The 21,718-nt window shown below is 72.8% G+C and carries 19 protein-coding genes; 13 read left to right on the top strand and 6 right to left on the bottom strand.

The genetic code is table 11. From position 1 onward, the window contains the following. Window positions 1-68: 68 nt before the first annotated feature. The 3 genes from E1J50_RS12230 (at window position 69) to E1J50_RS12220 (ending at window position 3,250) form a co-directional block, all read left to right on the top strand. Window positions 69-359, top strand: coding sequence for an acyl carrier protein (locus tag E1J50_RS12230; RefSeq protein ID WP_245516550.1), 291 nt, complete (start codon window positions 69-71; stop codon window positions 357-359). A gap of 93 nt (window positions 360-452) precedes the next feature. Next, the gene (locus E1J50_RS12225) at window positions 453-1,955 is read left to right on the top strand and encodes an AMP-binding protein (RefSeq protein WP_132253940.1); all 1,503 of its coding nucleotides are present in this window, start codon (window positions 453-455) and stop codon (window positions 1,953-1,955) included. Beyond that, a complete protein-coding gene (locus E1J50_RS12220) occupies window positions 1,952-3,250 on the top strand; it encodes a type III PLP-dependent enzyme (RefSeq protein ID WP_245516549.1) in 1,299 nt (432 codons plus the stop codon). Before E1J50_RS12225 ends, E1J50_RS12220 begins: the two co-directional genes overlap by 4 nt. A 4-nt stretch (window positions 3,251-3,254) precedes the next feature. Here E1J50_RS12220 and mntR read toward each other — a convergent pair whose 3' ends face one another. Further along, window positions 3,255-3,713 carry a manganese-binding transcriptional regulator MntR gene (mntR, locus tag E1J50_RS12215; protein ID WP_132253938.1) on the bottom strand — a complete coding sequence of 153 codons (459 nt, stop codon included), beginning with the start codon at window positions 3,711-3,713 and terminating at the stop codon, window positions 3,255-3,257. 179 nt (window positions 3,714-3,892) lie between these two features. On the opposite strand from mntR, the gene E1J50_RS12210 reads away from it, so the two are divergent. Next, entirely contained in the window at window positions 3,893-5,230 is a 1,338-nt protein-coding gene (locus E1J50_RS12210; protein ID WP_132253936.1) for an Nramp family divalent metal transporter, read from the top strand. A gap of 3 nt (window positions 5,231-5,233) precedes the next feature. On the opposite strand, the gene E1J50_RS12205 is transcribed toward E1J50_RS12210, so the two are convergent. Beyond that, entirely contained in the window at window positions 5,234-6,922 is a 1,689-nt protein-coding gene (locus tag E1J50_RS12205; protein WP_132253933.1) for a thiamine pyrophosphate-binding protein, read from the bottom strand. Window positions 6,923-7,004: 82 nt separating this feature from the next. Continuing rightward, a complete protein-coding gene (locus E1J50_RS12200) occupies window positions 7,005-7,889 on the bottom strand; it encodes a LysR family transcriptional regulator (RefSeq protein WP_132253931.1) in 885 nt (294 codons plus the stop codon). 377 nt (window positions 7,890-8,266) lie between these two features. Here E1J50_RS12200 and E1J50_RS12195 point away from each other — a divergent pair, with 377 nt between their 5' ends. The 6 genes from E1J50_RS12195 (at window position 8,267) to E1J50_RS12170 (ending at window position 13,987) form a co-directional block, all read left to right on the top strand. Next, the gene (locus tag E1J50_RS12195; RefSeq protein ID WP_132253993.1) at window positions 8,267-9,517 is read left to right on the top strand and encodes an SLC13 family permease; all 1,251 of its coding nucleotides are present in this window, start codon (window positions 8,267-8,269) and stop codon (window positions 9,515-9,517) included. A 134-nt stretch (window positions 9,518-9,651) separates the two neighbouring features. Next, window positions 9,652-10,053, top strand: a complete 402-nt coding sequence (sdhC, locus tag E1J50_RS12190; RefSeq protein WP_132253929.1) for a succinate dehydrogenase, cytochrome b556 subunit — start codon at window positions 9,652-9,654, stop codon at window positions 10,051-10,053. Window positions 10,054-10,066: 13 nt separating this feature from the next. Continuing rightward, the gene (gene sdhD / locus E1J50_RS12185; protein WP_132253927.1) at window positions 10,067-10,480 is read left to right on the top strand and encodes a succinate dehydrogenase, hydrophobic membrane anchor protein; all 414 of its coding nucleotides are present in this window, start codon (window positions 10,067-10,069) and stop codon (window positions 10,478-10,480) included. A 31-nt stretch (window positions 10,481-10,511) separates the two neighbouring features. Continuing rightward, complete coding sequence (gene sdhA, locus E1J50_RS12180) at window positions 10,512-12,326, top strand: succinate dehydrogenase flavoprotein subunit (RefSeq protein ID WP_132253925.1); 1,815 nt, start codon at window positions 10,512-10,514, stop codon at window positions 12,324-12,326. A 96-nt stretch (window positions 12,327-12,422) separates the two neighbouring features. Next, entirely contained in the window at window positions 12,423-13,226 is an 804-nt protein-coding gene (locus E1J50_RS12175; protein WP_132253923.1) for a succinate dehydrogenase iron-sulfur subunit, read from the top strand. A gap of 167 nt (window positions 13,227-13,393) precedes the next feature. Then, complete coding sequence (locus E1J50_RS12170; RefSeq protein WP_132253921.1) at window positions 13,394-13,987, top strand: AprI/Inh family metalloprotease inhibitor; 594 nt, start codon at window positions 13,394-13,396, stop codon at window positions 13,985-13,987. A 24-nt stretch (window positions 13,988-14,011) separates the two neighbouring features. Here E1J50_RS12170 and E1J50_RS12165 read toward each other — a convergent pair whose 3' ends face one another. Further along, window positions 14,012-15,742, bottom strand: a complete 1,731-nt coding sequence (locus E1J50_RS12165; protein WP_245516548.1) for an outer membrane beta-barrel protein — start codon at window positions 15,740-15,742, stop codon at window positions 14,012-14,014. Between the two features lie 277 nt (window positions 15,743-16,019). Here E1J50_RS12165 and E1J50_RS12160 point away from each other — a divergent pair, with 277 nt between their 5' ends. From E1J50_RS12160 to mutL, 3 genes are all read left to right on the top strand, one after another. After that, entirely contained in the window at window positions 16,020-17,036 is a 1,017-nt protein-coding gene (locus tag E1J50_RS12160; protein ID WP_132253916.1) for a KpsF/GutQ family sugar-phosphate isomerase, read from the top strand. Window positions 17,037-17,161: 125 nt separating this feature from the next. Beyond that, entirely contained in the window at window positions 17,162-17,488 is a 327-nt protein-coding gene (locus E1J50_RS12155) for a hypothetical protein (RefSeq protein WP_132253914.1), read from the top strand. Window positions 17,489-17,547: 59 nt separating this feature from the next. After that, entirely contained in the window at window positions 17,548-19,506 is a 1,959-nt protein-coding gene (gene mutL, locus E1J50_RS12150; RefSeq protein ID WP_132253912.1) for a DNA mismatch repair endonuclease MutL, read from the top strand. Between the two features lie 15 nt (window positions 19,507-19,521). Here mutL and rsmD read toward each other — a convergent pair whose 3' ends face one another. Together rsmD and E1J50_RS27265 are read right to left on the bottom strand one after the other, a co-directional pair. After that, complete coding sequence (gene rsmD / locus E1J50_RS12145) at window positions 19,522-20,091, bottom strand: 16S rRNA (guanine(966)-N(2))-methyltransferase RsmD (RefSeq protein ID WP_132253909.1); 570 nt, start codon at window positions 20,089-20,091, stop codon at window positions 19,522-19,524. After that, window positions 20,088-21,718, bottom strand: a 1,631-nt coding sequence (locus E1J50_RS27265) for a hypothetical protein (RefSeq protein WP_207919194.1), incomplete at its 5' end; no start/stop codon positions are given. The genes E1J50_RS27265 and rsmD, both read right to left, overlap by 4 nt.

Genomic DNA, 21,718 nt, shown 5'->3' with positions numbered 1-21,718 from the left:
CATGGACTTTTCGATGCCGGATCGATATGGCGCGCGGTCCCGGTCCGGAACGCGGGGGAGACAGTCAGGTGCTGGTTCAGACGAATGCGGTGCGGGAGGCGATCCTCGACTTCATCGCCGGCCGCAATCCCGGCCTCGCGCCGGGAGCCGTGACGGGGCAGACGTCCCTCGTGACGAGCGACGCCCTCGACTCCATCGGCGTGCTCGACCTCGTGCTCGATCTCGGCGAGCGCTTCGGCGTGGAGATCGAGGAGGAGGCGTTCGGCCTCCAGAATTTCGAGAGCGTCGACGCGCTCGCCCGCTACATCGCCGGCAAGATCGACGCCGGGCGCGCGCAGCCCGAGCATGCGGCCGCATGATTGGGCCGGACGACCGGGTCGCGCCGCTCCGAATTCTGCCCTGACGCGGCGCGGGCCGCTCCCGCGGCCCGTTCAGGCTCGGGGCTGGCAGGGATGATACCGCCCGTCCTCCTGCACGACCTCCTCGACGGCGCGGCCTGCGCGCCCGAGCGCGTCGCGATCGTCGACGGCGATCGTCGTCTGACCTACGGAGCCTTCCGCGCACGGGCCGCCGCGCTCGCGGGCCACCTCGCCGCCTCCGGGATCAACCCGGGCGACCGGGTCGGCTTCCTGCTGCCGAAATCGATCTCCGAGTGCGTCGCGATCTTCGCCATCGCCCGGGCCGGCGCCGTGTTCGTGCCGATCCATCCGAGCCTTCGCCCGGCGCAGGTGCGCCACATCCTCGCCGATTGCAGCGCGGCGGCACTCCTGACGGACGACGCCCTCCGGGCCGGGCTCGAAGGCGCCCTCGACGACCTGCCGGGGCTGCGGATCATCCCCGACCTCGACGTTCCCGTCGATGGCGCGGCGCCGGAGATCCCCCGCGCGGAGCCGCGTGATCTCGCGGCGATCCTCTACACCTCGGGCTCGACCGGCCTGCCCAAGGGCGTGATGCTGAGCCACGCCAACCTGATCGCCGGGACGCGCATCGTGCGGACCTATCTCGGCATCGGGCCGCAGGAGCGCATCCTGTCGGTGCTGCCGCTCTCGTTCGATTACGGGCTGAATCAGCTCCTCACCGCGGTCGAGCAGGGAGCGACCTGCGTGCTCCTCAGCTTCCGCTTCGGCGACGAGGTGGTGCGCGCCGTCGAGCGCCATCGCATCACCGGGCTCGCCGGGGTCCCCACCCTGTGGGCGCTTCTCACCCGCGCGGCGCCGAGCCTCGCCCGGGCCGACCTGTCCTCGCTCCGCTACATCACGAATTCCGGCGGCGCCGTGCCCGTCGAGACCGTGGCCCGCCTGCGCGCCGCCCTGCCGCAGACGCGCATCGTCCTGATGTACGGGCTGACGGAAGCCTTCCGCTCCACCTACCTGCCGCCCGAGGAGATCGAGGCGCGGCCGGGCTCGATCGGCCGCGCCATCCCCGAGACCGAGATCTTCGCGGTGAATGCGACGGGCAAGCGCACGCGGCCGGGAGAGCCCGGCATCCTGATGCATCGGGGACCGACCGTCTCGATGGGCTATTGGAACCGGCCTGAGGACACGGCCCGCGTGCTGGTGCCCGACCCGCTCGGCAGGGGCGGGCTCGTCTGCCGCTCCGGCGACATCGTCGTGGAGGACGAGGCCGGCTTCTTCACCTTCCTCGGCCGCGAGGACGCGATGATCAAGACGCAGGGCTTCCGCGTGAGCCCGACGGAGGTGGAGGCCGCCCTGATGGAGACGGGCGCCTTCCGGCAGGTGGCGGTGATCGGCCTGCCGGATCCGAGCATCGGCGAGCGCGTGCACGCGGTGGCGGTGGCGGCCGGCGCGCCCCTGCCGGAGGCGGAGGTGCTGCGGATCGCCCGCGCCAAGCTCGCCCCCCACATGGTGCCCCGCGCCGTCGAGACGGTGGCGTCGCTGCCCGTGACGCCGAACGGCAAGGTCGATTACAAGCGCCTCGTCGCGGAGCGCCGATGACGATGCCGGAGACGGAAGGCCCCGATCTCGCCGCACGCCTGATCGCGGAGAATTTTTCGCGCACGAACGGTGCTCTGCAGGTGGGGGGGCTCGATCTGCGGGCGCTCGCCGAGGCCCACGGCACGCCGCTCTTCGTCTACGACGCCGCGACCCTGCGCCGGTCCTACCGGGCGCTGGCGAAGGCCGTCGAGGGCTTCGCCGGGGTCGATTACTCGGTAAAGGCGAATCCCAACCCCGCCGTGATCCGGATCTTCCGGGAGGAGGGGGCCGGCGCCGAGATCGCATCGGGCGCCGAATTCGCGGCGGCGCTCGCGGCGGGCGTCCCCCCGGAGAGGATCCTGTTCGCGGGGCCGGGAAAGTCCGATTCCGACATTGCCCGCGTGGTCGCGGGGGGCATCGGCGAGATCCACCTCGAGAACGCGGAGGAGATCACCCGCGTGGCGAACGCCGCCCCGGCGGGCCGGCCCGTGCGGGTGGCGATCCGGGTCAACCCGGGCGCGGGCGCGCAGGGCGGGGCGATGCGGATGGGCGGCAAGCCCTCGCCCTTCGGCTTCGACGAGGAGGAACTGGAGTTAATCGTCGACCGGATCGAGGCCGAGCCGCGGCTGCACCTGTGCGGCCTCCATCTCTTCGCGGGTACGCAGGGGTTGAGCGCAGTCACGCTCCTCGCGCAATGGGCCTATGGCCTCGACCTCGCCGCCCGCCTCGGCGCCCGCACGAAGCGGCCGCTCGAGACGATCGATCTCGGCGGCGGGCTCGGCATCCCCTATTTCGCGGGCGATTCCGCCCTCGACCTCGCGGGCCTGCGGGACGGGCTCGCCCCCCTTCGGGCGCGCGTCGCCGCCGACCCGCTCCTCGCCCCCGCCCGCATCGTGCTGGAACCCGGCCGCTTCCTCGCCGGGCCGGCGGGCCTCTACGTCGCCCGGGTGCGCGCCGTGAAGGTGTCCCGCGGCAGCCGGTTCGTGATCACGGATGGGGGTATGCACCATCACCTCGCCGCCTCGGGCAATCTCGGCCAGATCGTGAAGCGGGACTACCCCGTCGTCGCGGTTGTGGAGGAGGCGGGCGCGGAGCGGGCGCCGGCGGCGGTCGTCGGCCCCCTCTGCACGCCCCTCGACATGCTGGCCCGGGCCGCGCCGATGCCGGACCTCGCGGCGGGCGACCTCGTGGCGGTGCTGCAATCGGGCGCCTACGCCCTCACGGCGAGCCCGACCGGCTTCCTCAGCCATCCGAGCCCGAGCGAGGTGCTGGTCGATGGCGGGAGGGCGAAGGTGATCCGGCCGCGGGCGGGCTAGGGCCTCACGCGTCCGAGCGCGTCTCCGCGAAGCGCCGGAACGCCTCCAGGGTCTCGCCGCTGACGTGGTGCTCGATGCCCTCGGCGTCGCGGCGCGCGGTCTCGGCGCTGACGCCGAGCGCGCACAGGAAGCGCTCCACGATGCGATGGCGCTCGCGGCTCTGCTCGGCGAGCGCCTGACCGGCCTCCGTCAGGAACACGCCCCGATAGGGCCTCTGCTGAACGAAGCCCTCCTCGGCCAGCCGCTTCAGCATCTTGGCCACCGTCGGCTGCGCCACGCCGAGGCGGGCGGCGATATCGACCTGCCGCGCCTCGCCGCCATCGCCGATCAGGTCGGCGATCAGCTCGACGTAATCCTCCACGAGTTCCAGGCGGCGCGCCTCGCGGGCCTGGCGGAAGCTCTCGACATGGACCTCCGGGTCGAGAAGCGCGGGTTCAGGGACCGGCCGTGAGGTGTCCTGCATGGTGCCGGCTGTCTCCCGCTTGGCCGAGCCCGCTTCGGCGCGAGCCTCGTTGACCGCTGGCCACCTTCTAGCAAATCCGTGCGGGGGAGGGGGAGTCCCGTTCGAACAAGACCCTTGATCTTGAGCCGGGGCACATCATTATAGCTGATGCTATACAAACCGCGACGCTCAAGCGAATCATGCCGGCACAGATCCTGACCAGAGAGGCGCTTCCGGCGCCGGCCCAAGAGGGGCTGAGCCGCCGCACCGAGCGCGAGATCCGCGACGTCCTCGACGGGCGGCACCGCGGGCGCGGGCGCTTCCTCCTGTTCACCGGCCCCGCCGTGATGGCCTCGATCGCCTACATGGACCCGGGCAATTTCGCGACGAACATCCAGGCCGGCGCCAAGTACGGCTACACCCTGCTCTGGGTCGTGCTGGTCGCGAATCTCGTGGCCATGCTGTTCCAGGCGCTCTCGGCCAAGCTCGGCATCGTGACGAACCGGAACCTCGCCGAGGTCTGCCGGGACGAGTTCCCGAAACCCGTGCGCCTGACGAGGTGGGTGGTGAGCGAGCTCGCCGCGATGGCGACCGACCTCGCGGAGTTCCTCGGCGGCGCGATCGGCCTCGCGCTGCTGACCGGCATGCCGCTCTTCGCCGGCATGGTGGTGACCGCGATCGTCACCTACGGGATCCTCCTCCTGGAGCGGGGCGGCTTCCGCTGGATGGAGATCGTGATCGGGACCATGGTCGTGACGATCGGCCTCTGCTACGCGGTCGAGCTGTTCATCGCGCCGATCGCCTGGGGCGCGGCGGCGCAGGGGCTCACCACGCCGCGCATTCCGGACGCGGAGGCGCTCACCATCGCGGTCGGCATCATCGGCGCCACCGTGATGCCCCACGCCCTGTTCCTGCATTCGGGCCTGACCCAGAGCCGCACGGTCGCCCGCGACGATGCCGACCGGCGGCGGCTCGTGCGTTACTCGAACCGCGAGGTGGTGATCGCGCTCGCCATCGCGGGCCTCGTCAACATGTCGATGGTGATCATGGCGGCCTCCGCCTTCCACCTCGGGCACAGCGACGTGGCGGAGATCTCGCAGGCCTATCACACCCTGACCCCGCTCCTCGGTCCGGCGGCGGCGGGCGTGTTCCTCGTCTCGCTGATCGCGTCGGGGCTCTCCTCCTCGGTCGTCGGGACGATGGCCGGGCAACTGGTGATGCAGGGCTTCGTCGGCTGGCGCATCCCGCTCTGGCTGCGCCGCCTCGTGACCATGCTGCCGGCCTTCGCGGTGATCGCGATCGGCGTCGACCCGACCCGGGCCCTCGTGCTGAGCCAGGTCGTGCTCTCGCTGGCTCTCCCCGTGCCGATGATCGCGCTCGTCCTGTTCACCCGCCGGCCGGACCTGATGGGGGCCTTCGCCAACGGGCGCCTGACGCAGATCGCTTCCGTCGCCGGCGCCACCATCGTGCTCGCGCTCAATGTCGTGCTGCTCGCCCAGGCCTTCGGGGTGCCGGTGCCGGGGCTCGCGGGGGATTGAGGATCACGTCGGGCTGACGACGATCTCCACGAGGTTCGGCACGCCGGACCGGATGCCGGCCTCGACCGCCGGCGCGACGTCGACGGCCCGCTCCACGCGGCGGGCCGGCACGCCCATCGAGGCGGCGAGCGCGGGGAAGTCGATGCGGGGGTCGACGAGGTCCATGGCGATGTAGCGATTCGCCCGCGCCGAGGCGTAGTGCGCCTGCCCCCGCATGAAGCGCTTCAGGATGTTGTACTCGGCGTTGTTGATGACGACGAAGGTCACGGGCAGCCGCTCGTGGGCCGCGCTCCAGAGGGCCTGCGGCGAGTACATCGCCGCCCCGTCGCCGACGACGCAGACCACGGGCGCCCGGTCGAGTCCCAGGGAGAAGCCGACCGAGGCGGGCATGCCCCAGCCGAGCACACCGCCGCGGATCGAGGAATATTGCCGCGTCCAGGCGCTGTGCAGGAAGGTGCGCAGGTGGCCGAGCGTCGCTGGCGCCTCGTCGACGATCGCGGTGTCGGCCCCGACCGCCCGGGCGATCTCGCGGGCGGCGACGAGGGGCTGGATGACGGGGTCTGCGAAGGCCGCGTCCGCCGCCGCCGAGAGCCGGGTGCGCCGCTCCTCGTAGCGCGTCACCGCCCGCGCGCGCAGCGCCGCGTAGGTCTCCGCGCCATCCGCGATGCGCGCCTCGAGAAGGGGCTGCAGCGCTCTCAGGGAGGCGCGGATGTCGCCGACCATGGAGAGGGCCGTCGAGTAGGTGCGGCCGAGGTCGCGCACGTCCGCCGAGAGCTGGAACACCTGCGTGCCGGCGGGCACCGCCGGCCCTTCCGTGTAGAGCACCGTGATCAGCGACTTGCCGCCGAGGGCGAAGACCGCGTCGTAAGCCCCGAGGATCTCGGCGATTTCTGTCGCCTTCGTCGGCAGATTGCCCGCCCAGAGCGGGTGCGCGGTCGGGAAGGGGATGTGGGCCGGCCAGGAGGAGCCGTAGACGGGCGCGGCGAGCGCGTCGGCGAGGCGCACGGCCTCGGCCGAGGCGTCGCTCGCCTCGATCTCGTCGCCCGCGATGATGGCGAGGCGGCCCGGTGTAAGGCCGGCCAGATGATCGGCGAGCCGGTCGAGGGAGCCGGCCACCGCGCAGCGGTCGATGGTCGAGATCTCGCCCGGGGAGGCGTCCGTCATCTCCTCCATCACGTCCATCGGCAGCGACAGGAAGACGGGGCCGGAGGGTGCCGCGCTGCTGTCGTGGAAGGCGCGGCGGAGCAGGATCGGCAGCTGGTCGGCGTGGGTGACCTCGCGGGCCCATTTCACGGTCGGTGCCGCGATGGTGACGAGGTCGCCGAACAGCAGCGGGTCGGTGATGGCGTGCCGCGAATCCTGCTGGCCCGCCGTCACCACAAGCGGCGTGCCGGCGATCTGCGCGTTGAGCAGGTTGCCGAAGCCGTGCCCGAGTCCGCCCGCCGTGTGCAGGTTGAGGAAGCCGGGCCGCCGCGCCGCCTGCGCGTAGCCGTCCGCCATCGCCACCGCGCTCGCCTCCTGGAGCGCCAGCACGTAGGCGATGTCGGCCGCATCGGTCAGGGCATCGATCAGGGGCAGTTCGGTGGTGCCCGGATTGCCGAAGATGTAGCGCACGCCCTCGCTGCGCAGCACCTCGACGAGCACGGCGGCGCCGCGGCGGCGCCCGAGGCCCTCGACGGTCGCGATGCTCATCGGGCCTGTCTCCTCATGCCTGTACGCCGGAGGACAGGCTACGCCTTCGGGCCTGCGAGGCAACGGATGTGCCGGACGCGTCTCACGCCCGCAGATGCGCCACGAAATCCTGCGCGAAGGCGGGCATCGCCTCCAGGCTGCGCAGGCACAGGGTGAGGTCGCGGCTCGCCCAGCCGTCGGCGAGGGGTACGATCCGGATCGCCATGCCGCGGGCGGCGCGCTGCGCCGTGGTCTCGGGCACGATGCCGAGCCCGACCCGGCACTCGACGAGGCGGCAGACCGCATCGAAGCTGCGCAATTGCACGCGGAGCCGCATCGGCCGGCCGATCCGGGCCGCCTTGTCGGCGAGGAAGCGGGTGATCGCGCTCATCCGGTCTAGGCCGACGAGATCGTGGGCGAGAACCTCCGCGAAGGCCGCCGAGTCCCGCGCCGCGAGCGGATGGTCCGGGGCCGCCACGAGGACGAAGCGGTCCTGCCGGAACGGGAAGGTCTGCAGGGCGCCGGTATCCACCGTGCCGGAGACGATGCCGAGATCGGCCGTGCCCTCGGCGACGAGCCCGACGATCTCGTCCGAGGTGCGCTCGTCGATGTCGACGCTGACGCCGGGATGGCGCGCGAGGTAGGCCGAGAGCACCTCCGGCAGGAACTCGGTCAGCGCGTTGGTGTTCGAGAGGATGCGGATCTGGCCCGCCGTGCCGCCCGAATAGGCCGACATCTCCTCGCGCATGCGCTCGATGTCGGCGAGGAGCGTGCGGGCATGGGCGAGGAGCGTCCGCCCGGCCGGCGTCGGCGTGACCCCCTGCCGGTTGCGCACGAGGAGGGCCGCGCCGAGGCTGTCCTCCATCGCCCGGATCCGCGCCGAGGCGGCGGCGAGGGCGAGATTCGCCCGCTCCGCTCCGTGTGTGATCGAGCCCGCCTCGACCACGTGGCGGAACAGGCCCAGATCGACGATATCGAAGCGCAGCATCGCTCCTCTCCGGGGGCGCCGGCCGTGCGGGCTTGCGCGAGCGGCGAAGGCTGGGACATCCTGCAACCCGGCGGCCGACCGCGAAAGCCCCGCGCTCCCCTGGTATACCACCGAGGCCGCCGGAGAGTTACAGCGGCGACCCTTCGTCAGCGGCGAAGGCTCCATCGCGCGATCCCGAATTGCGAACGGGTCCCATTCCAGGGAAGAGTCCGGGCTCGCGAGGCGCCGGCACAGGTGCCCGCAATCCCCTGTCTCAGGATCCTCCACAGCCGATGCAGGCTCAGGCTCCCCTGGACGGCTTCCTGCACGGCTGGCTCGCGGGCCTGACGGGCGGGGACACCGCCCTCCTCATCACGGCCGGGCTCCTCGTGCTCTGCATGGGGCTCTGGGCCACGGCGAGCGTCGCCGAGGTGGTGACGGCGATGCTGTTCTTCGCCGCCGCCATGCTGTTCCGGCTCGGTGCGCCCTCGACCGTGTTCTCCGGCTTCGCCTCCTCGGCCTTCTGGCTGGTCCTCAGCGGCATGGTGGTGGGCCTTGCCATGACCCGCACGGGCCTCGGGGCCCGGCTCGCCCGCTCGCTCAGCGGCCATCTCGGCGGCTCCTACCCGCGCCTCATCGCCGGGCTGACGGCCTTCTCCTTCGCCCTCGCCTTCGTGATGCCCTCGAATCTCGGGCGCATCGCGCTCCTCGTGCCCGTGGTTCTGGCGCTCTGCGACGCCTTCGGCCTCGCGGCGGGCCGCAAGGGGCGCACGGGCGCGGTGCTCGCCGTCGGGGTCGCGACGCCGATCCTGTCGGCGGCGATCCTGCCCGCCAACGTGCCGAACCTCGTGATGGCCGGCACCGCGGAGGTGCAGCACGGGCTGCACCTCGCCTACCTGCCCTACCTCTGGCTTCACGCGCCCGTGCTCGCCCTCGTGAAGGGCGGATTCCTCGTCTGGCTGACGTTGAAGATCTTCCCCGACCGGCTGGAGGCGCAGGCCGGCAGCCTGCCGCCGCTGCCCCCCCTCTCGGGGGAGGAGCGGCGCCTCGCGCTGATCCTCGTCGGCACCCTGGCGCTCTGGGTCACCGACAGCCTGCATCACATCGCCCCGGCCTGGGTCGGCCTCTCGGCGGCGGTGATCTGCCTCCTGCCTCGCATCGGGGTCCTGCGGCCCGAGGCCTTCGGCGCCGTGAATTTGAGGACCTGCTTCTACATCGCGGCCCTGCTCGGCCTCGTCGCGCTCGTCAACGAAACCGGTCTCGGAGCGCGCCTCGGCCACGCGCTGCTGGCCGTCGCGCCGCTGGAGCCGGGCGCACCGGCCCGGAATTTCGGCGTGCTGACCCTGATCGCGAGCGCCCTCGCTCTCGTCGTCACGGCGAACGGGGCGCCCGCGCTCTACACCGCGCTCGCCTCGGAGATGTCGCGGGCGACGGGCCTCGACCTGATGAGCGTCGTGATGGTGCAGGTGGTGGGCTACTCCGCACTGTTCCTGCCCTATCAGGCGCCCCCGATCGTCTTCGCGAGTGACCTCGGCCGGGTGGACCTCTCCGACGCGACCCGCCTGACCCTGGCGCTCGGCCTCGTGTCCCTGATTGTGATCGCCCCACTCGACTACTTGTGGTGGCGTATCGTGGGGCAGATGCCGTGAGCCCCGTGACAGATCACAGCCGGTCTCACGCCGAAGCGCCTCCGCCCCTTGTCGCATTGCGGCTTGCGCTGCACCGCACTAGCGATACGTGAGTTTAGAGACAGTCCAGTTTCGAAGAGCACCCGAGGATCCGCATGGCCCCCACCGCCAGACCTACGGTCGCCCAGCCGCTCTCGCCCCACCTCCAGATCTATCGCTGGACCTGGACCATGGCGATGTCGGTGTTCCACCGCATCACCGGAACGGCGCTCTACGGCGGCTCGGCCCTCGTCGCGATCTGGCTCGTGGCTCTGGCCTCCGGGCCGGGCGCCTATGCCTGGGTCGCGTGGTTCTTCGGCTCGTGGATCGGGATCCTCGTCCTGTTCGCCTACACCTGGGTGCTGATGCACCACATGCTGGGCGGCCTGCGCCACTTCGTGTGGGATTTCGGCGTCGGCCTGGAGCGCGGCGAGCGCCTGTGGCTGTCCCGCGGCACGCTGATCGGTTCGGTGGCGCTGACCGTCGTCATCTGGGCGCTCGCCCTGACCCTGCGCTGAGGGAGGCTCCCCGATGGCCGACAACCGCCAGAACACGAACCTCTCGATCCGCACGCCCCGCGCGCGCGTCCGCGGCCTCGGCCCCTCCGGCCACGGCGCCAGCCACTGGTGGCTGCAGCGGCTGACCGCGGCCTCGAACGCGCCCCTGATGCTCGCCTTCGTGGTGATCGTCGCGCTGATGGTCGGCCGGCCCTACCCCGAGGCGGTGGCGCTGATGGGCCACCCGATCGTCGCGCTGATCCTGATCCTCGCGGTGATTTCCGTGACGCTCCACATGCGGCTCGGGATGCAGGTGATCATCGAGGATTACGTGCACGACAAGGCGCTGCGCATCGCGGCGCTCTTCGCCAACAACTTCTACGCGGTCGTCGTCGCGGTGGCCTGCCTCTACGCGATCCTGCGCGTGGGCCTCGCCCGCCTCGCCTGACCTGAGCCCCCGAGAGATCAAGGAGCCGCCGATGGCAAACGGAACGAGCGGGAGCCGGCCCGCCTACACGATCCACGACCACAGCTTCGACGTGGTGGTGGTCGGCGCCGGCGGCGCGGGCCTGCGCGCCACGGTCGGCTGCTCTCAGGCCGGCCTGCGCACCGCCTGCATCACCAAGGTCTTCCCGACCCGCTCGCACACCGTGGCGGCGCAGGGCGGCATCTCGGCCTCGCTCGGCAATATGGGGCCGGACGATTGGCGCTGGCACATGTACGACACCGTGAAGGGCTCGGACTGGCTCGGCGACCAGGACGCGATCGAGTACCTCGTGCGCAACGCCCCGGCGGCGGTCTACGAGCTGGAGCATTGGGGCGTGCCCTTCTCCCGCACGGAAGAGGGCAAGATCTACCAGCGGCCCTTCGGCGGCATGACGACCGATTACGGCAAGGGCACCGCGCAGCGCACCTGCGCGGCGGCCGACCGCACGGGGCACGCCATGCTCCACACCCTCTACGGGCAGGCGGTGAAGAACCACACCAACTTCTTCATCGAGTACTTCGCCCTCGACCTGATCATGGACGAGGACGGGCGCTGCCGCGGCGTCATCGCGATCGACCAGGCCTCGGGCGAGATCCACCGCTTCCGCGCCCAGATGACGGTGTTGGCCACGGGGGGCTATGGCCGCTCCTACTTCTCGGCGACGTCGGCCCACACCTGCACGGGCGACGGGAACGCGATGGTGCTGCGCGCCGGCCTGCCGCTGCAGGACATGGAGTTCGTGCAGTTCCATCCGACCGGCATCTACGGCGCGGGCTGCCTGATCACCGAAGGGGCCAGGGGCGAGGGCGGCTACCTGACGAATTCGGAGGGCGAGCGCTTCATGGAGCGCTATGCGCCCTCGGCCAAGGACCTCGCCTCCCGCGACGTGGTCTCGCGCTCGATGACCATGGAGATCCGCGCCGGCCGCGGCGTCGGCAAGGGCGGGGACCACATCTTCCTGCACCTCGACCATCTCGACCCGAAGATCCTGCACGAGCGCCTGCCCGGCATCTCGGAGAGCGCCAAGATCTTCGCGGGCGTCGACGTGACGAAGGAGCCGATCCCCGTGCTGCCGACCGTGCACTACAACATGGGCGGCATCCCCACGAACTATCACGGCGAGGTGCTGACCCTGCGGGACGGCAACCCCGATACGGTGGTGCCCGGGCTGATGGCGATCGGCGAGGCGGCCTGCGTCTCGGTGCACGGGGCGAACCGCCTCGGCTCGAACTCGCTGATCGACCTCGTCGTGTTCGGCCGCGCCTCGGGCCTGCGCTGCGCCGAGATCGTCGAGCCGAACGGCCGCCAGCCGGAACTGCCCAAGGGCTCGGCCGACAAGGCGCTCGGCCGCCTCGACCGCTTCCGCTACGCCGACGGCGGCACGCCGACCGCGGAACTCCGCCTCGAGATGCAGAAGACCATGCAGAACAATTGCGCGGTCTTCCGCACCGGCGAGGTGCTGGAGGAGGGCAGGGGCCTGATCCACAAGGTCTGGAACGCGGCCGCGGACATCCGCATCACGGATCGCTCGCTGATCTGGAACACCGACCTTCTCGAGACGCTCGAATTCGACAACCTGATCGGCCAGGCGGTCGTCACGATGGAATCGGCGGCCAACCGCAAGGAATCCCGCGGCGCGCATGCCCGCGAGGACTTCCCCGACCGCGACGACCGGGAGTGGATGAAGCACACCCTCTCCTGGCTCGACGAGTCGAGCCACACCGTCGCGATCGATTACCGACCGGTCCACACCTACACGATGTCGAACGAGATCCAGTACATCGAGCCGAAGGCGCGGGTGTACTGACGAACCATTCCCGAATGCGGCGATCCGAGATGGGCGGAGGCGAGACGCCGTCCCGGGGTCGCCGCTGCGTCTCCGGCTCGTGAGAGCGAGAAGTCCATGGCTCAGTTCACCCTTCCCAAGAACTCCCAGCTCCGCGAGGGCAAGTCCTGGCCGGCACCGGCGGGGGCGAAGACCCTCACCGAGTTCCGGGTCTATCGCTGGAACCCGGACGACGGCGCCAACCCGCGGATCGACACCTATCAGGTCGACCGCGACGATTGCGGGCCGATGGTCCTCGACGCCCTCCTGTGGATCAAGAACAAGGTCGACTCGACGCTGGTCTTCCGGCGCTCCTGCCGCGAGGGGATCTGCGGCTCCTGCGCCATGAACATCGAGGGGCAGAATTCGCTCGCCTGCACGATGGGGATCGACGCCTGCAAGGAGCACGCGGCGGGCAAGAAGTCCGCTGCCGTGAGGATCTACCCCCTGCCGCACATGCCGGTCCTGAAGGACCTCGTGCCGGACCTGACGAACTTCTTCGCCCAGCACGCCGCGATCGAGCCCTGGCTGCAGACCGAGACGCCCGCGCCCGAGGCGGAGTGGAAGCAGACGCCAGAGGACCGCGCCCGCCTCGACGGGCTCTACGAGTGCATCCTGTGCGCCTGCTGCACCACGAGCTGCCCGAGCTACTGGTGGAACGGCGACCGCTTCCTGGGGCCGGCGGCGCTGCTCCAGGCCTATCGCTGGCTGATCGACTCGCGCGACGAGAACACGGGCGAGCGCCTCGACGGGCTGCACGACCCGTTCCGCCTCTACCGCTGCCACACGATCATGAACTGCGCCAACACCTGCCCGAAGAACCTGAACCCGGCCAAGGCGATCGCCGAGATCAAGAAGATGATGATCGCCCGCGAGGTCTGAGGCGGCCAGCGGGCGCCCGGTGAGGCGCGCCCGCCACACTTCCCCGAAAACCGGCGGCACCCCGGCAATCCCCAAGGGGTGCCACCGTCCTCGCCTTGCGGGCAGCGCATTTGCCGGTGAGGCAGGCGGGCAAACGCGCCGGGAAGGCGCCGAAGGGAAGTGGATCGATGCCGCGCCAGTTGCTGTCGTCTCTCGCCGTCGCCGCCCTCACCGTGAGCCTCGCGGCCTGCGGCACCTCCCGTTTCGACGGGCCGCGCGCGCGGGCGAGCGTCGGGCCGCAGGCCGCGCTGGAATCGACGGTGCCGGCCGTGCCATCCGGTGCCGTGACGGCGGCCCCGCTCGCGCCCCCGCCCGGCGCGACGGCGGCACCCGACGGGCTGCCCCCGCCGGTCGGCGGCGAGGTCGCGGCCGTGGCGCCAGGCTCAAACGTGATCGCGGAGCCCGTCGCGCCCCCGCCGCCGCCGCCCCCGGTCGTGGCGAGCGGCCGCTCGGCCGTCGTCGGCAGCTGGACCGCGCGCGACGCGTCGGGCGCGAGTTGCAAGGTCTCGCTGTCGAGCGCGCCGGCCCTCGACCTCTACAAGGCCTCGGCCGCAGCTTGCGCCAACAAGGATCTCGCCAAGGTGACGGCCTGGGACTACCGGGACGGGGAGGTCTACCTCTACCAGGCCGGCGGCACCGTGGCGGCGCGGCTGCGCCAGGGCGGGGGCGCCCTCGACGGGGCGTTGACCAAGTCCGGCGCCTCGCTGGCCCTCGTGCGCTGAGCCGGGCACCGGCGGCCCGCGCCGTCAGGGGTTCACCCGCATGCCGAACAGCAGGGTGTTGTCCTTGAAGCTCGCGCCGGCGACCGTGCTGTCAATCTGCTGGTAGATGTAGCTTCCGCGGAACGTCAGCCAGCGGTTGAAGCGATAATCGAGGCGGGCGGTCGCCGAGAAGCCCGTCTCGCGGATGCTCGTCCCCTCGTAGGTGTTGTTGAGGAGCGCGCCGCCCAGCGTGATCGAGAGGTTGCGCAGGAGGTCGTGCTGAACCTCCAGCGTCGTCGCCTCCGTCAGGATGCCGCTGGAGCCCGCCACCGCCGTCTCGGTCACGCCCGTCACGGCGCCGAAGCGCACGGTGGTGAGCGGGCTGGCGCTCCAGACGAGGGCCGCGTTGAGGAGCGGCGCGTTGATGTCGCGCAGGGCCGGGTCGACGTAGGTGCGGTGCTGGAAGCCCGCCGAGACCTCGCCCGTGACGGTGCGTCCGAGGGCAAAGGTGGCGCCCGCCGTGATCCCGACACCGTCCGAGTCGCGCCGCAGGCCCGTCGAGTCGCGCCGCAGGTCGTAGACCCGGGTATCCGCCAGGAGATCCACGAAGGGCGTGATGACCGGCGATATCTCGTAGGCCGTACGCAGGCGCAGGCCGTACTGGTTCAGGTTGCGATCGGACTGGGGCAGCACCGTGCCGTTCGAGAGCCGGGCATCCTCGAATTCCGAGCGGTCCACCGAGCCGCGCAGCGAGACCTGCAGCCGGTTGAAGGTCTGGGTCGCACCGAGCGAGGTGCCGTAGGTCGCCACGATCGGCCGCGAGACGGCGGCCGCCTGCAGGTCGGGGCTGCTCGTGCGCTGCGTGTCGACGAGGAAGCGGCCCTCCACGTCGAAGCGCAGATCCCGGTTGGCGTCGAGGCGCAGGCGGACGGCGCCGGCCCCGTTCGGCCGGCTCGCCGCATCGTTCTCGGGGAAGTTCGAGTACCCGCCGCGTAACTCGCCCGCGAGCTCGCTCGCCGACCAATCGCTGCGGAAATTGAGCTCGCCCTCGCTCCTCAGGGCCACCGAGCCGCGCGCCAGCTGCTTCGTGGTCTGGTCCGGGTTGGTGTCGTAGCCGAGGCTCTGCGTGAAGGACGGGAAGAGCGTGAAGGTGCCGAGCTTGATCCCGAGGGGCGCGTAGGCATCGTCGGTGGCGATCGGCCGGCGCAGGGCATTGGCCAGGAGCGCGCCCGGGGTCTGCAGCCCGAGGGTCGGAACGAAGGCCGCCGACAGGGTCGGCAGCGGCACGCCGACGACGGCGTTCTGCACGACGGGACTGAGGCGGAGCGCCGGCGGCGGGATCTGCGTCGCCTGCTGCGTGATCCGGCGCGTCGCCGTGCCGATGCGCCGGGGCGGGGCCGCGCGCTGGCGCAGCAGCGTCGAGAGGGCGCGATTGCTCGCCTCGAGCCCGGTGACGGCGTTGCTCCGGCCCGTGAGCCGGGCCTGGGTCCCGGCGCTCGGGGCCGACCGGCCCGTGGCGCTGCCCGAGGAATCTTCGCCCTCGGCGGAGGAACCGGCGAGGCCGGACCCGGGCGCGCCGGGGTCGCGGTTCGGGCGCAGCGTCGGCAGGCCGTCCTGCCCGGGAACCAGGCCGGCACCGGGGTTGTCGGGCTGGCCCGTGACGGGGCTCGCGGCCGTGAAATTCGGGCTCTGGGCAGCCGCGGGGCCGCCGAGGGCAGCCAGCAGCGCGAGGCCCGACGCCCGGCTTCCCCTCGCGATCGGCCTGCCCCGCTTCACCGGCCCCTGATCCCCCGCCCGTGACCCGCGGGCGGTCCGCCCGTCACGGGTGGGGCCGTCGCGTGATGTCCTTCGGTCCGCGCGCACCGTCGGGTGCCGGGCGGGCCGCATCTTGATCGTCGGTAAACGAACAGGGTTAGCGGCACCTTAACGGCTCCTGCGGCACCCTCGGGGCACGGCCGGCCCGGCCCCGCTGCGACCACATTCGCCGGCCATGGATCCGCCGGATCCGGGTCCGCGGGACCCGCGACGGCGGATCGAGGGGAGCGTCCCGGACATGGCCCTGGCACAGCGGATCGGCGAGCGCGACGCGGCGACGGGCACGCACGGGGCGGCGGTCGCCTCGGCCCTGCGCACCATCGGCACCGAGCGCGAGGGCCTCGCCTGCCTGATGGAGGCGGTGGCGGACGGGCTCGGCGCGCCCTTCACCGCCGCGGTCGAGCGGATCGGCCGGGCGCGCGGCCGGGTCATCCTCACCGGCATGGGCAAGTCGGGCCATATCGGGCGCAAGATCGCCGCGACGCTCGCCTCCACCGGCACGCCAGCCCTCTACGTCCACCCGGCCGAGGCGAGCCACGGCGATCTCGGCATGGTGCAGCCCGACGACGTGGTCGTGGCCCTCTCTTGGTCCGGCGAGACGACGGAGCTCGCCGACATCATCGGCTACGCCAAGCGCTACCGCGTCGGGCTCGTCGCGATCACGTCGAACGCCGCCTCGACGCTCGGGCGCGAGGCCGACGTCTGTCTCACCCTGCCGAAGGCGCGGGAAGCGTGCCCCAACGGGCTCGCGCCGACCACCTCCACCGCCATGCAGCTGGCGCTCGGCGACGCGCTCGCCGTGGCGCTCCTGGAGGCGCGCGGCTTCTCGGCCCGCGAGTTCTCGATCTACCATCCGGGCGGACGCCTCGGCGCCTCGCTGCGGCAGGTGCGCGAGGTGATGCACACGGATGCGCAGCTGCCCCGCGTCACCCGCGGCACGCCGATGCGGGCGGCCATCGCCGAGATCGACGCCAAGGGCTTCGGCTCGGTGATCGTCGTCGAGGCCGACGGGCGGCTCGCCGGCATCGTCACCGACGGCGACCTGCGCCGCAACGTGTTCCGCGCCGACCTCGACAGCGTCTCCGTCGAGGCGGTGATGAGCGTGAATCCCCGGACGGTGAACCCCGAGACCCTCCTCGCCAAGGCGCTGGAGATCCAGGAATCCATGAAGATCACGGCGCTGATCGTCGTGGAGGACGGCCGCCCGGTCGGCCTCGTCCATTACCACGATCTGCTTCGCTCCGGCGTCGCCTGAGCAGTTTCTCCTCGGGCCGATCCGATCTGAACAGAATTCGTTCGGCGCCCTATACTTGGAACGGCAATTGAACTGCGCTACGCCCGAGCTCGGCCGCAACGACGGTCGATTCGGGGGATTGGACCATGCGCATTTCGTCTCTGCTCGGCGCGGCCGGGCTGCTGCTTCTCGCCGGTGAGGCCGCGACGGCGGCCAACCGGCACGTCGACATCGTCAACAGGACCGGCATGGCGATGAAGCACTTCTACGCCTCGACGACCGGCACGAACGAGTGGGAGGAGGACATCCTCGGCCGCGACGTGATCGATGACGGCGAGACCTTCGACATCAACATCGACGACGGCTCCGGCGCCTGCCGCTACGACTTCAAGGCGGTGTTCGAGAACGGCGCTTCGCTGGTGCGCAACAACGTCAACGTCTGCCAGATCAGCACCTTCACCTACACGCGCTGAGGCACGCGATTGCGGGCCGGCTCGCGCGGGAGCGAGCCGGCCCCTATATTGGCGCGGCCATGCCCAGCCCCGCCCGCCCGGTCCGCCGCCTCGACCCGATCCTCGTCGACCGCATCGCCGCGGGCGAGGTGGTGGAGCGCCCGGCCTCGGCGGTGAAGGAACTCGTCGAGAACGCGATCGACGCGGGCGCCCGCTCGGTCGAGGTCACGATCGAGGGGGGAGGGCGCCGCCTGATCCGGGTCGTCGACGACGGGATCGGCATGGATCCGGAGGATCTGGCGCTGGCTGTGGAGCGCCACGCCACATCGAAGCTGCCGGACGGGGACCTCACCCGCATCGCCTCCCTGGGCTGTCGCGGCGAGGCGCTGCCCTCGATCGCCGCCGTGGCGCGGCTCACCATCACCACCCGTACGGCGCAGGCCTCCTCCGGCGCGAGCCTCACCGTCGATGCGGGCCTCAAGGGCGAGGTGCGGCCGGCATCGGCCGCCCGCGGCACCCGCATCGAGGTCGCGGACCTGTTCTCGGCGACGCCCGCCCGCCTCAAATTCCTGAAATCCGACCGGGCGGAGACGGCGGCCATCGCCGACATGCTGCGCCGCCTCGCGGTGGCCGAGCCCGGGATCCGCTTCACCCTCCGCACCGAATCCGGCCAGCCGATCGTCTTCCCCGCCGAGACGGAGGGGGGACCGGCCGCGATGCTGCGTCGGCTCGTGGCGGTGCTCGGGCCCGATTTCGGGCCGAACGCGCTGCCGCTCTCGATGGCGCGGGAGGGCCTCGCGCTCGAGGGCCATGTCGGCCTGCCGACCTTCCACCGGGGGTCGGCCACCCACATCCACTTCACGGTGAACGGGCGGCCGGTGCGCGACCGGCTGCTCCTCGGGGCCGTGCGCGGCGCCTACGCCGACACCATGGCCTCGGACCGGCACCCGGTCCTGGCGCTCCATCTCACCTGCGACGCGGGCTTCGTCGACGTGAACGTGCATCCGGCCAAGACCGAGGTGCGCTTCCGCGACCCCGGCCTCGTGCGCGCCCTTATCGTCAGCGCGATCCACGAGGCCCTGCGCCGGGGCGGCGCCCGCTCCGCCACGACGGGCGCCGCCCGCGCGCTCGAGGCCCTGCGGCCGGTGGGGGCGGCCCTGCCGGAGGGGGGTCTTGCGCCGCTGCGCACCCATACGGGCGCGAGTGCCCCGAGCCTGTTCCGCCCGGCCCGGCCGAGCTTCTTTCCCGGCCGCGCGCCCTCCTTCGGGGCGCCGGCCGAGTTCCGCCGCGAGACGGCCGAGGCCGGACCGGAGGCGGAGGGTTTCGGCGAGGCGGCGCAGGCCCTCCTCGAACCCGGCCCGTCCGATCCGCCCCTGGCCCCGCCGGCGGCCGATTGGCGCGCGGCGCCCTCCGAGAGCGAGCCCCTCGACCATCCGCTCGGGGCGGCGCGGGCGCAGCTCCACGAGACCTACATCGTGGCCCAGACCCGCGAGGGCGTCGTCCTCGTCGACCAGCACGCCGCCCACGAGCGCCTCGTCTACGAGCGGCTGAAGCGGGAGCGGGCCGAGGGCGGCATCGCCCGGCAGGGCATGCTGATCCCGGAGGTGGTGGAGATGGCGCCCCACGACGCGGAGCGCCTCGTCGCGGCCGCGGCCGACCTCGATCGGCTCGGCCTCGCGATCGAGGCCTTCGGCCCCGGCGCCGTGCTGGTGCGGGAGGTGCCCGCCGCCCTGGGCCGGACCTCGATCCGCGCCCTCGTCACGGACATCCTCGACGCGCTGGCCGAGAGCGGGCTGGAGGAGGGGGGCGCGGCGGGCACGGAAGGCGGCGGCCCGCTGGGGCGGCGGCTCGACGCCGTGCTCTCGCGGATGAGCTGCCACGGCTCGATCCGGGCGGGCCGGCGCCTGCGGCCGGAGGAGATGAACGCCCTCCTGCGCGAGATGGAGGCGACGCCGCTCTCGGGCTCGTGCAACCACGGCCGCCCGACCTTCGTGACGCTGAGCCTCGCCGACATCGAGAAGCTGTTCGGGCGCCGTTGAGCAGGCCCCAAGCGATCACGTTTCGCGGCCTCCCGCGTAGATCGCGATCATCACCGCCGTGTCCCCGTAGACCCGCCGTTCCAGGCTCTCGAAGGCCGGCGGCAGGGTGAGCGCGGCCTCCGCCGCCTCCTCGATGACGGCGAGTGCGCCGGGCTCCAGCCACCCCCCTTGCGCCGCCGAGGCGAGGGCCCTCGGGGCGAGATCGCGGCCGTAGGGCGGGTCGCAGAAGACGAGGCCGAAGCGCCCGGCCGGACCGGCCGGGCCGAGCTTCGTCGCGTCGCGGCGGAACAGGCGGGTGACGCCCTCGAGCCCCAGCGCCTCGATGTTCTGGCGGATGAGGGAGCGCGCCTCCGCGCCCTCGTCGACGAGGAGCGCGTAGGACGCCCCGCGCGAGAGCGCCTCGAAGCCGAGCGCGCCGGTGCCGGCGAAGAGGTCGAGCACCCGCGCCCCCGAGACCGCGTCCGCGTAGGCGTGGGCGAGGACGTTGAACAGGGCCTCGCGCAGGCGGTCCGAGGTCGGCCGGATGGCCTCGGTGCGGGGGGAGGCGAGGCGTCGGCCGCGGAGCGCGCCGCCGACGATCCTCACCGGCCGCCGCGGGGCTTGCCGCCGGGCCTGCCGCCGGGCTTGCCTCCGAAGCCGCCGGGCTTGCCCCCGAAGCCGCCGGGCTTGCCTCCACCCGGCTTGCCGCCGCCGGCCCGCGGGCCCGACCCGCCGCCGGGCTTGGCTCCGAAGCCGCCGGGCTTGCCCTCGCCCCGGGGGCCGGAACGGGAACCGGACCGCGGCCCGCCGGACGCCGCGTCGGACCGGCCCTCCGCCTTGCCGCGGAAGCCGCCGCCGGGCTTGTCGCCGAACCGGCCTCCCGGCTTGCCTCCGAAGCCGCCGGGCTTGCCTCCGAAGCCGCCGGGCTTGCCCCCGAAGCCGCCGGGCTTGCCTCCACCCGGCTTGCCGCCGCCGGCCCGCGGGCCCGACCCGCCGCCGGGCTTGGCTCCGAAGCCGCCGGGCTTGCCCTCGCCCCGGGGGCCGGAACGGGAACCGGACCGCGGCCCGCCGGACGCCGCGTCGGACCGGCCCTCCGCCTTGCCGCGGAAGCCGCCGCCGGGCTTGTCGCCGAACCGGCCTCCCGGCTTGCCTCCGAAGCCGCCGGGCTTGCCTCCGAAGCCGCCGGGCTTGCCCCCGAAGCCGCCGGGCTTGCCTCCACCCGGCTTGCCGCCGCCGGCCCGCGGGCCCGACCCGCCGCCGGGCTTGGCTCCGAAGCCGCCGGGCTTGCCCTCGCCCCGGGGGCCGGAACGGGAACCGGACCGCGGCCCGCCGGACGCCGCGTCGGACCGGCCCTCCGCCTTGCCGCGGAAGCCGCCGCCGGGCTTGTCGCCGAACCGGCCTCCCGGCTTGCCTCCGAAGCCGCCGGGCTTGCCTCCGAAGCCGCCGGGCTTGCCCCCGAAGCCGCCGGGCTTGCCTCCACCCGGCTTGCCGCCGCCGGCCCGCGGGCCCGACCCGCCGCCGGGCTTGGCTCCGAAGCCGCCGGGCTTGCCCTCGCCCCGGGGGCCGGAACGGGAACCGGACCGCGGCCCGCCGGACGCCGCGTCGGACCGGCCCTCCGCCTTGCCGCGGAAGCCGCCGCCGGGCTTGTCGCCGAACCGGCCTCCCGGCTTGCCTCCGAAGCCGCCGGGCTTGCCTCCGAAGCCGCCGGGCTTGCCCCCGAAGCCGCCGGGCTTGCCTCCACCCGGCTTGCCGCCGCCGGCCCGCGGGCCCGACCCGCCGCCGGGCTTGGCTCCGAAGCCGCCGGGCTTGCCCTCGCCCCGGGGGCCGGAACGGGAACCGGACCGCGGCCCGCCGGACGCCGCGTCGGACCGGCCCTCCGCCTTGCCGCGGAAGCCGCCGCCGGGCTTGTCGCCGAACCGGCCTCCCGGCTTGCCTCCGAAGCCGCCGGGCTTGCCTCCGAAGCCGCCGGGCTTGCCCCCGAAGCCGCCGGGCTTGCCTCCACCCGGCTTGCCGCCGCCGGCCCGCGGGCCCGACCCGCCGCCGGGCTTGGCTCCGAAGCCGCCGGGCTTGCCCTCGCCCCGGGGGCCGGAACGGGAACCGGACCGCGGCCCGCCGGACGCCGCGTCGGACCGGCCCTCCGCCTTGCCGCGGAAGCCGCCGCCGGGCTTGTCGCCGAACCGGCCTCCCGGCTTGCCTCCGAAGCCGCCGGGCTTGCCTCCGAAGCCGCCGGGCT

Origin of the sequence: Methylobacterium segetis (assembly GCF_004348265.1) — a bacterium.
Taxonomy (GTDB): Bacteria; Pseudomonadota; Alphaproteobacteria; order Rhizobiales; family Beijerinckiaceae; genus Methylobacterium; species Methylobacterium segetis.
Note: the sequence above shows the minus strand (reverse complement) of the source record. Positions and strands in the feature narration are given on the sequence as shown.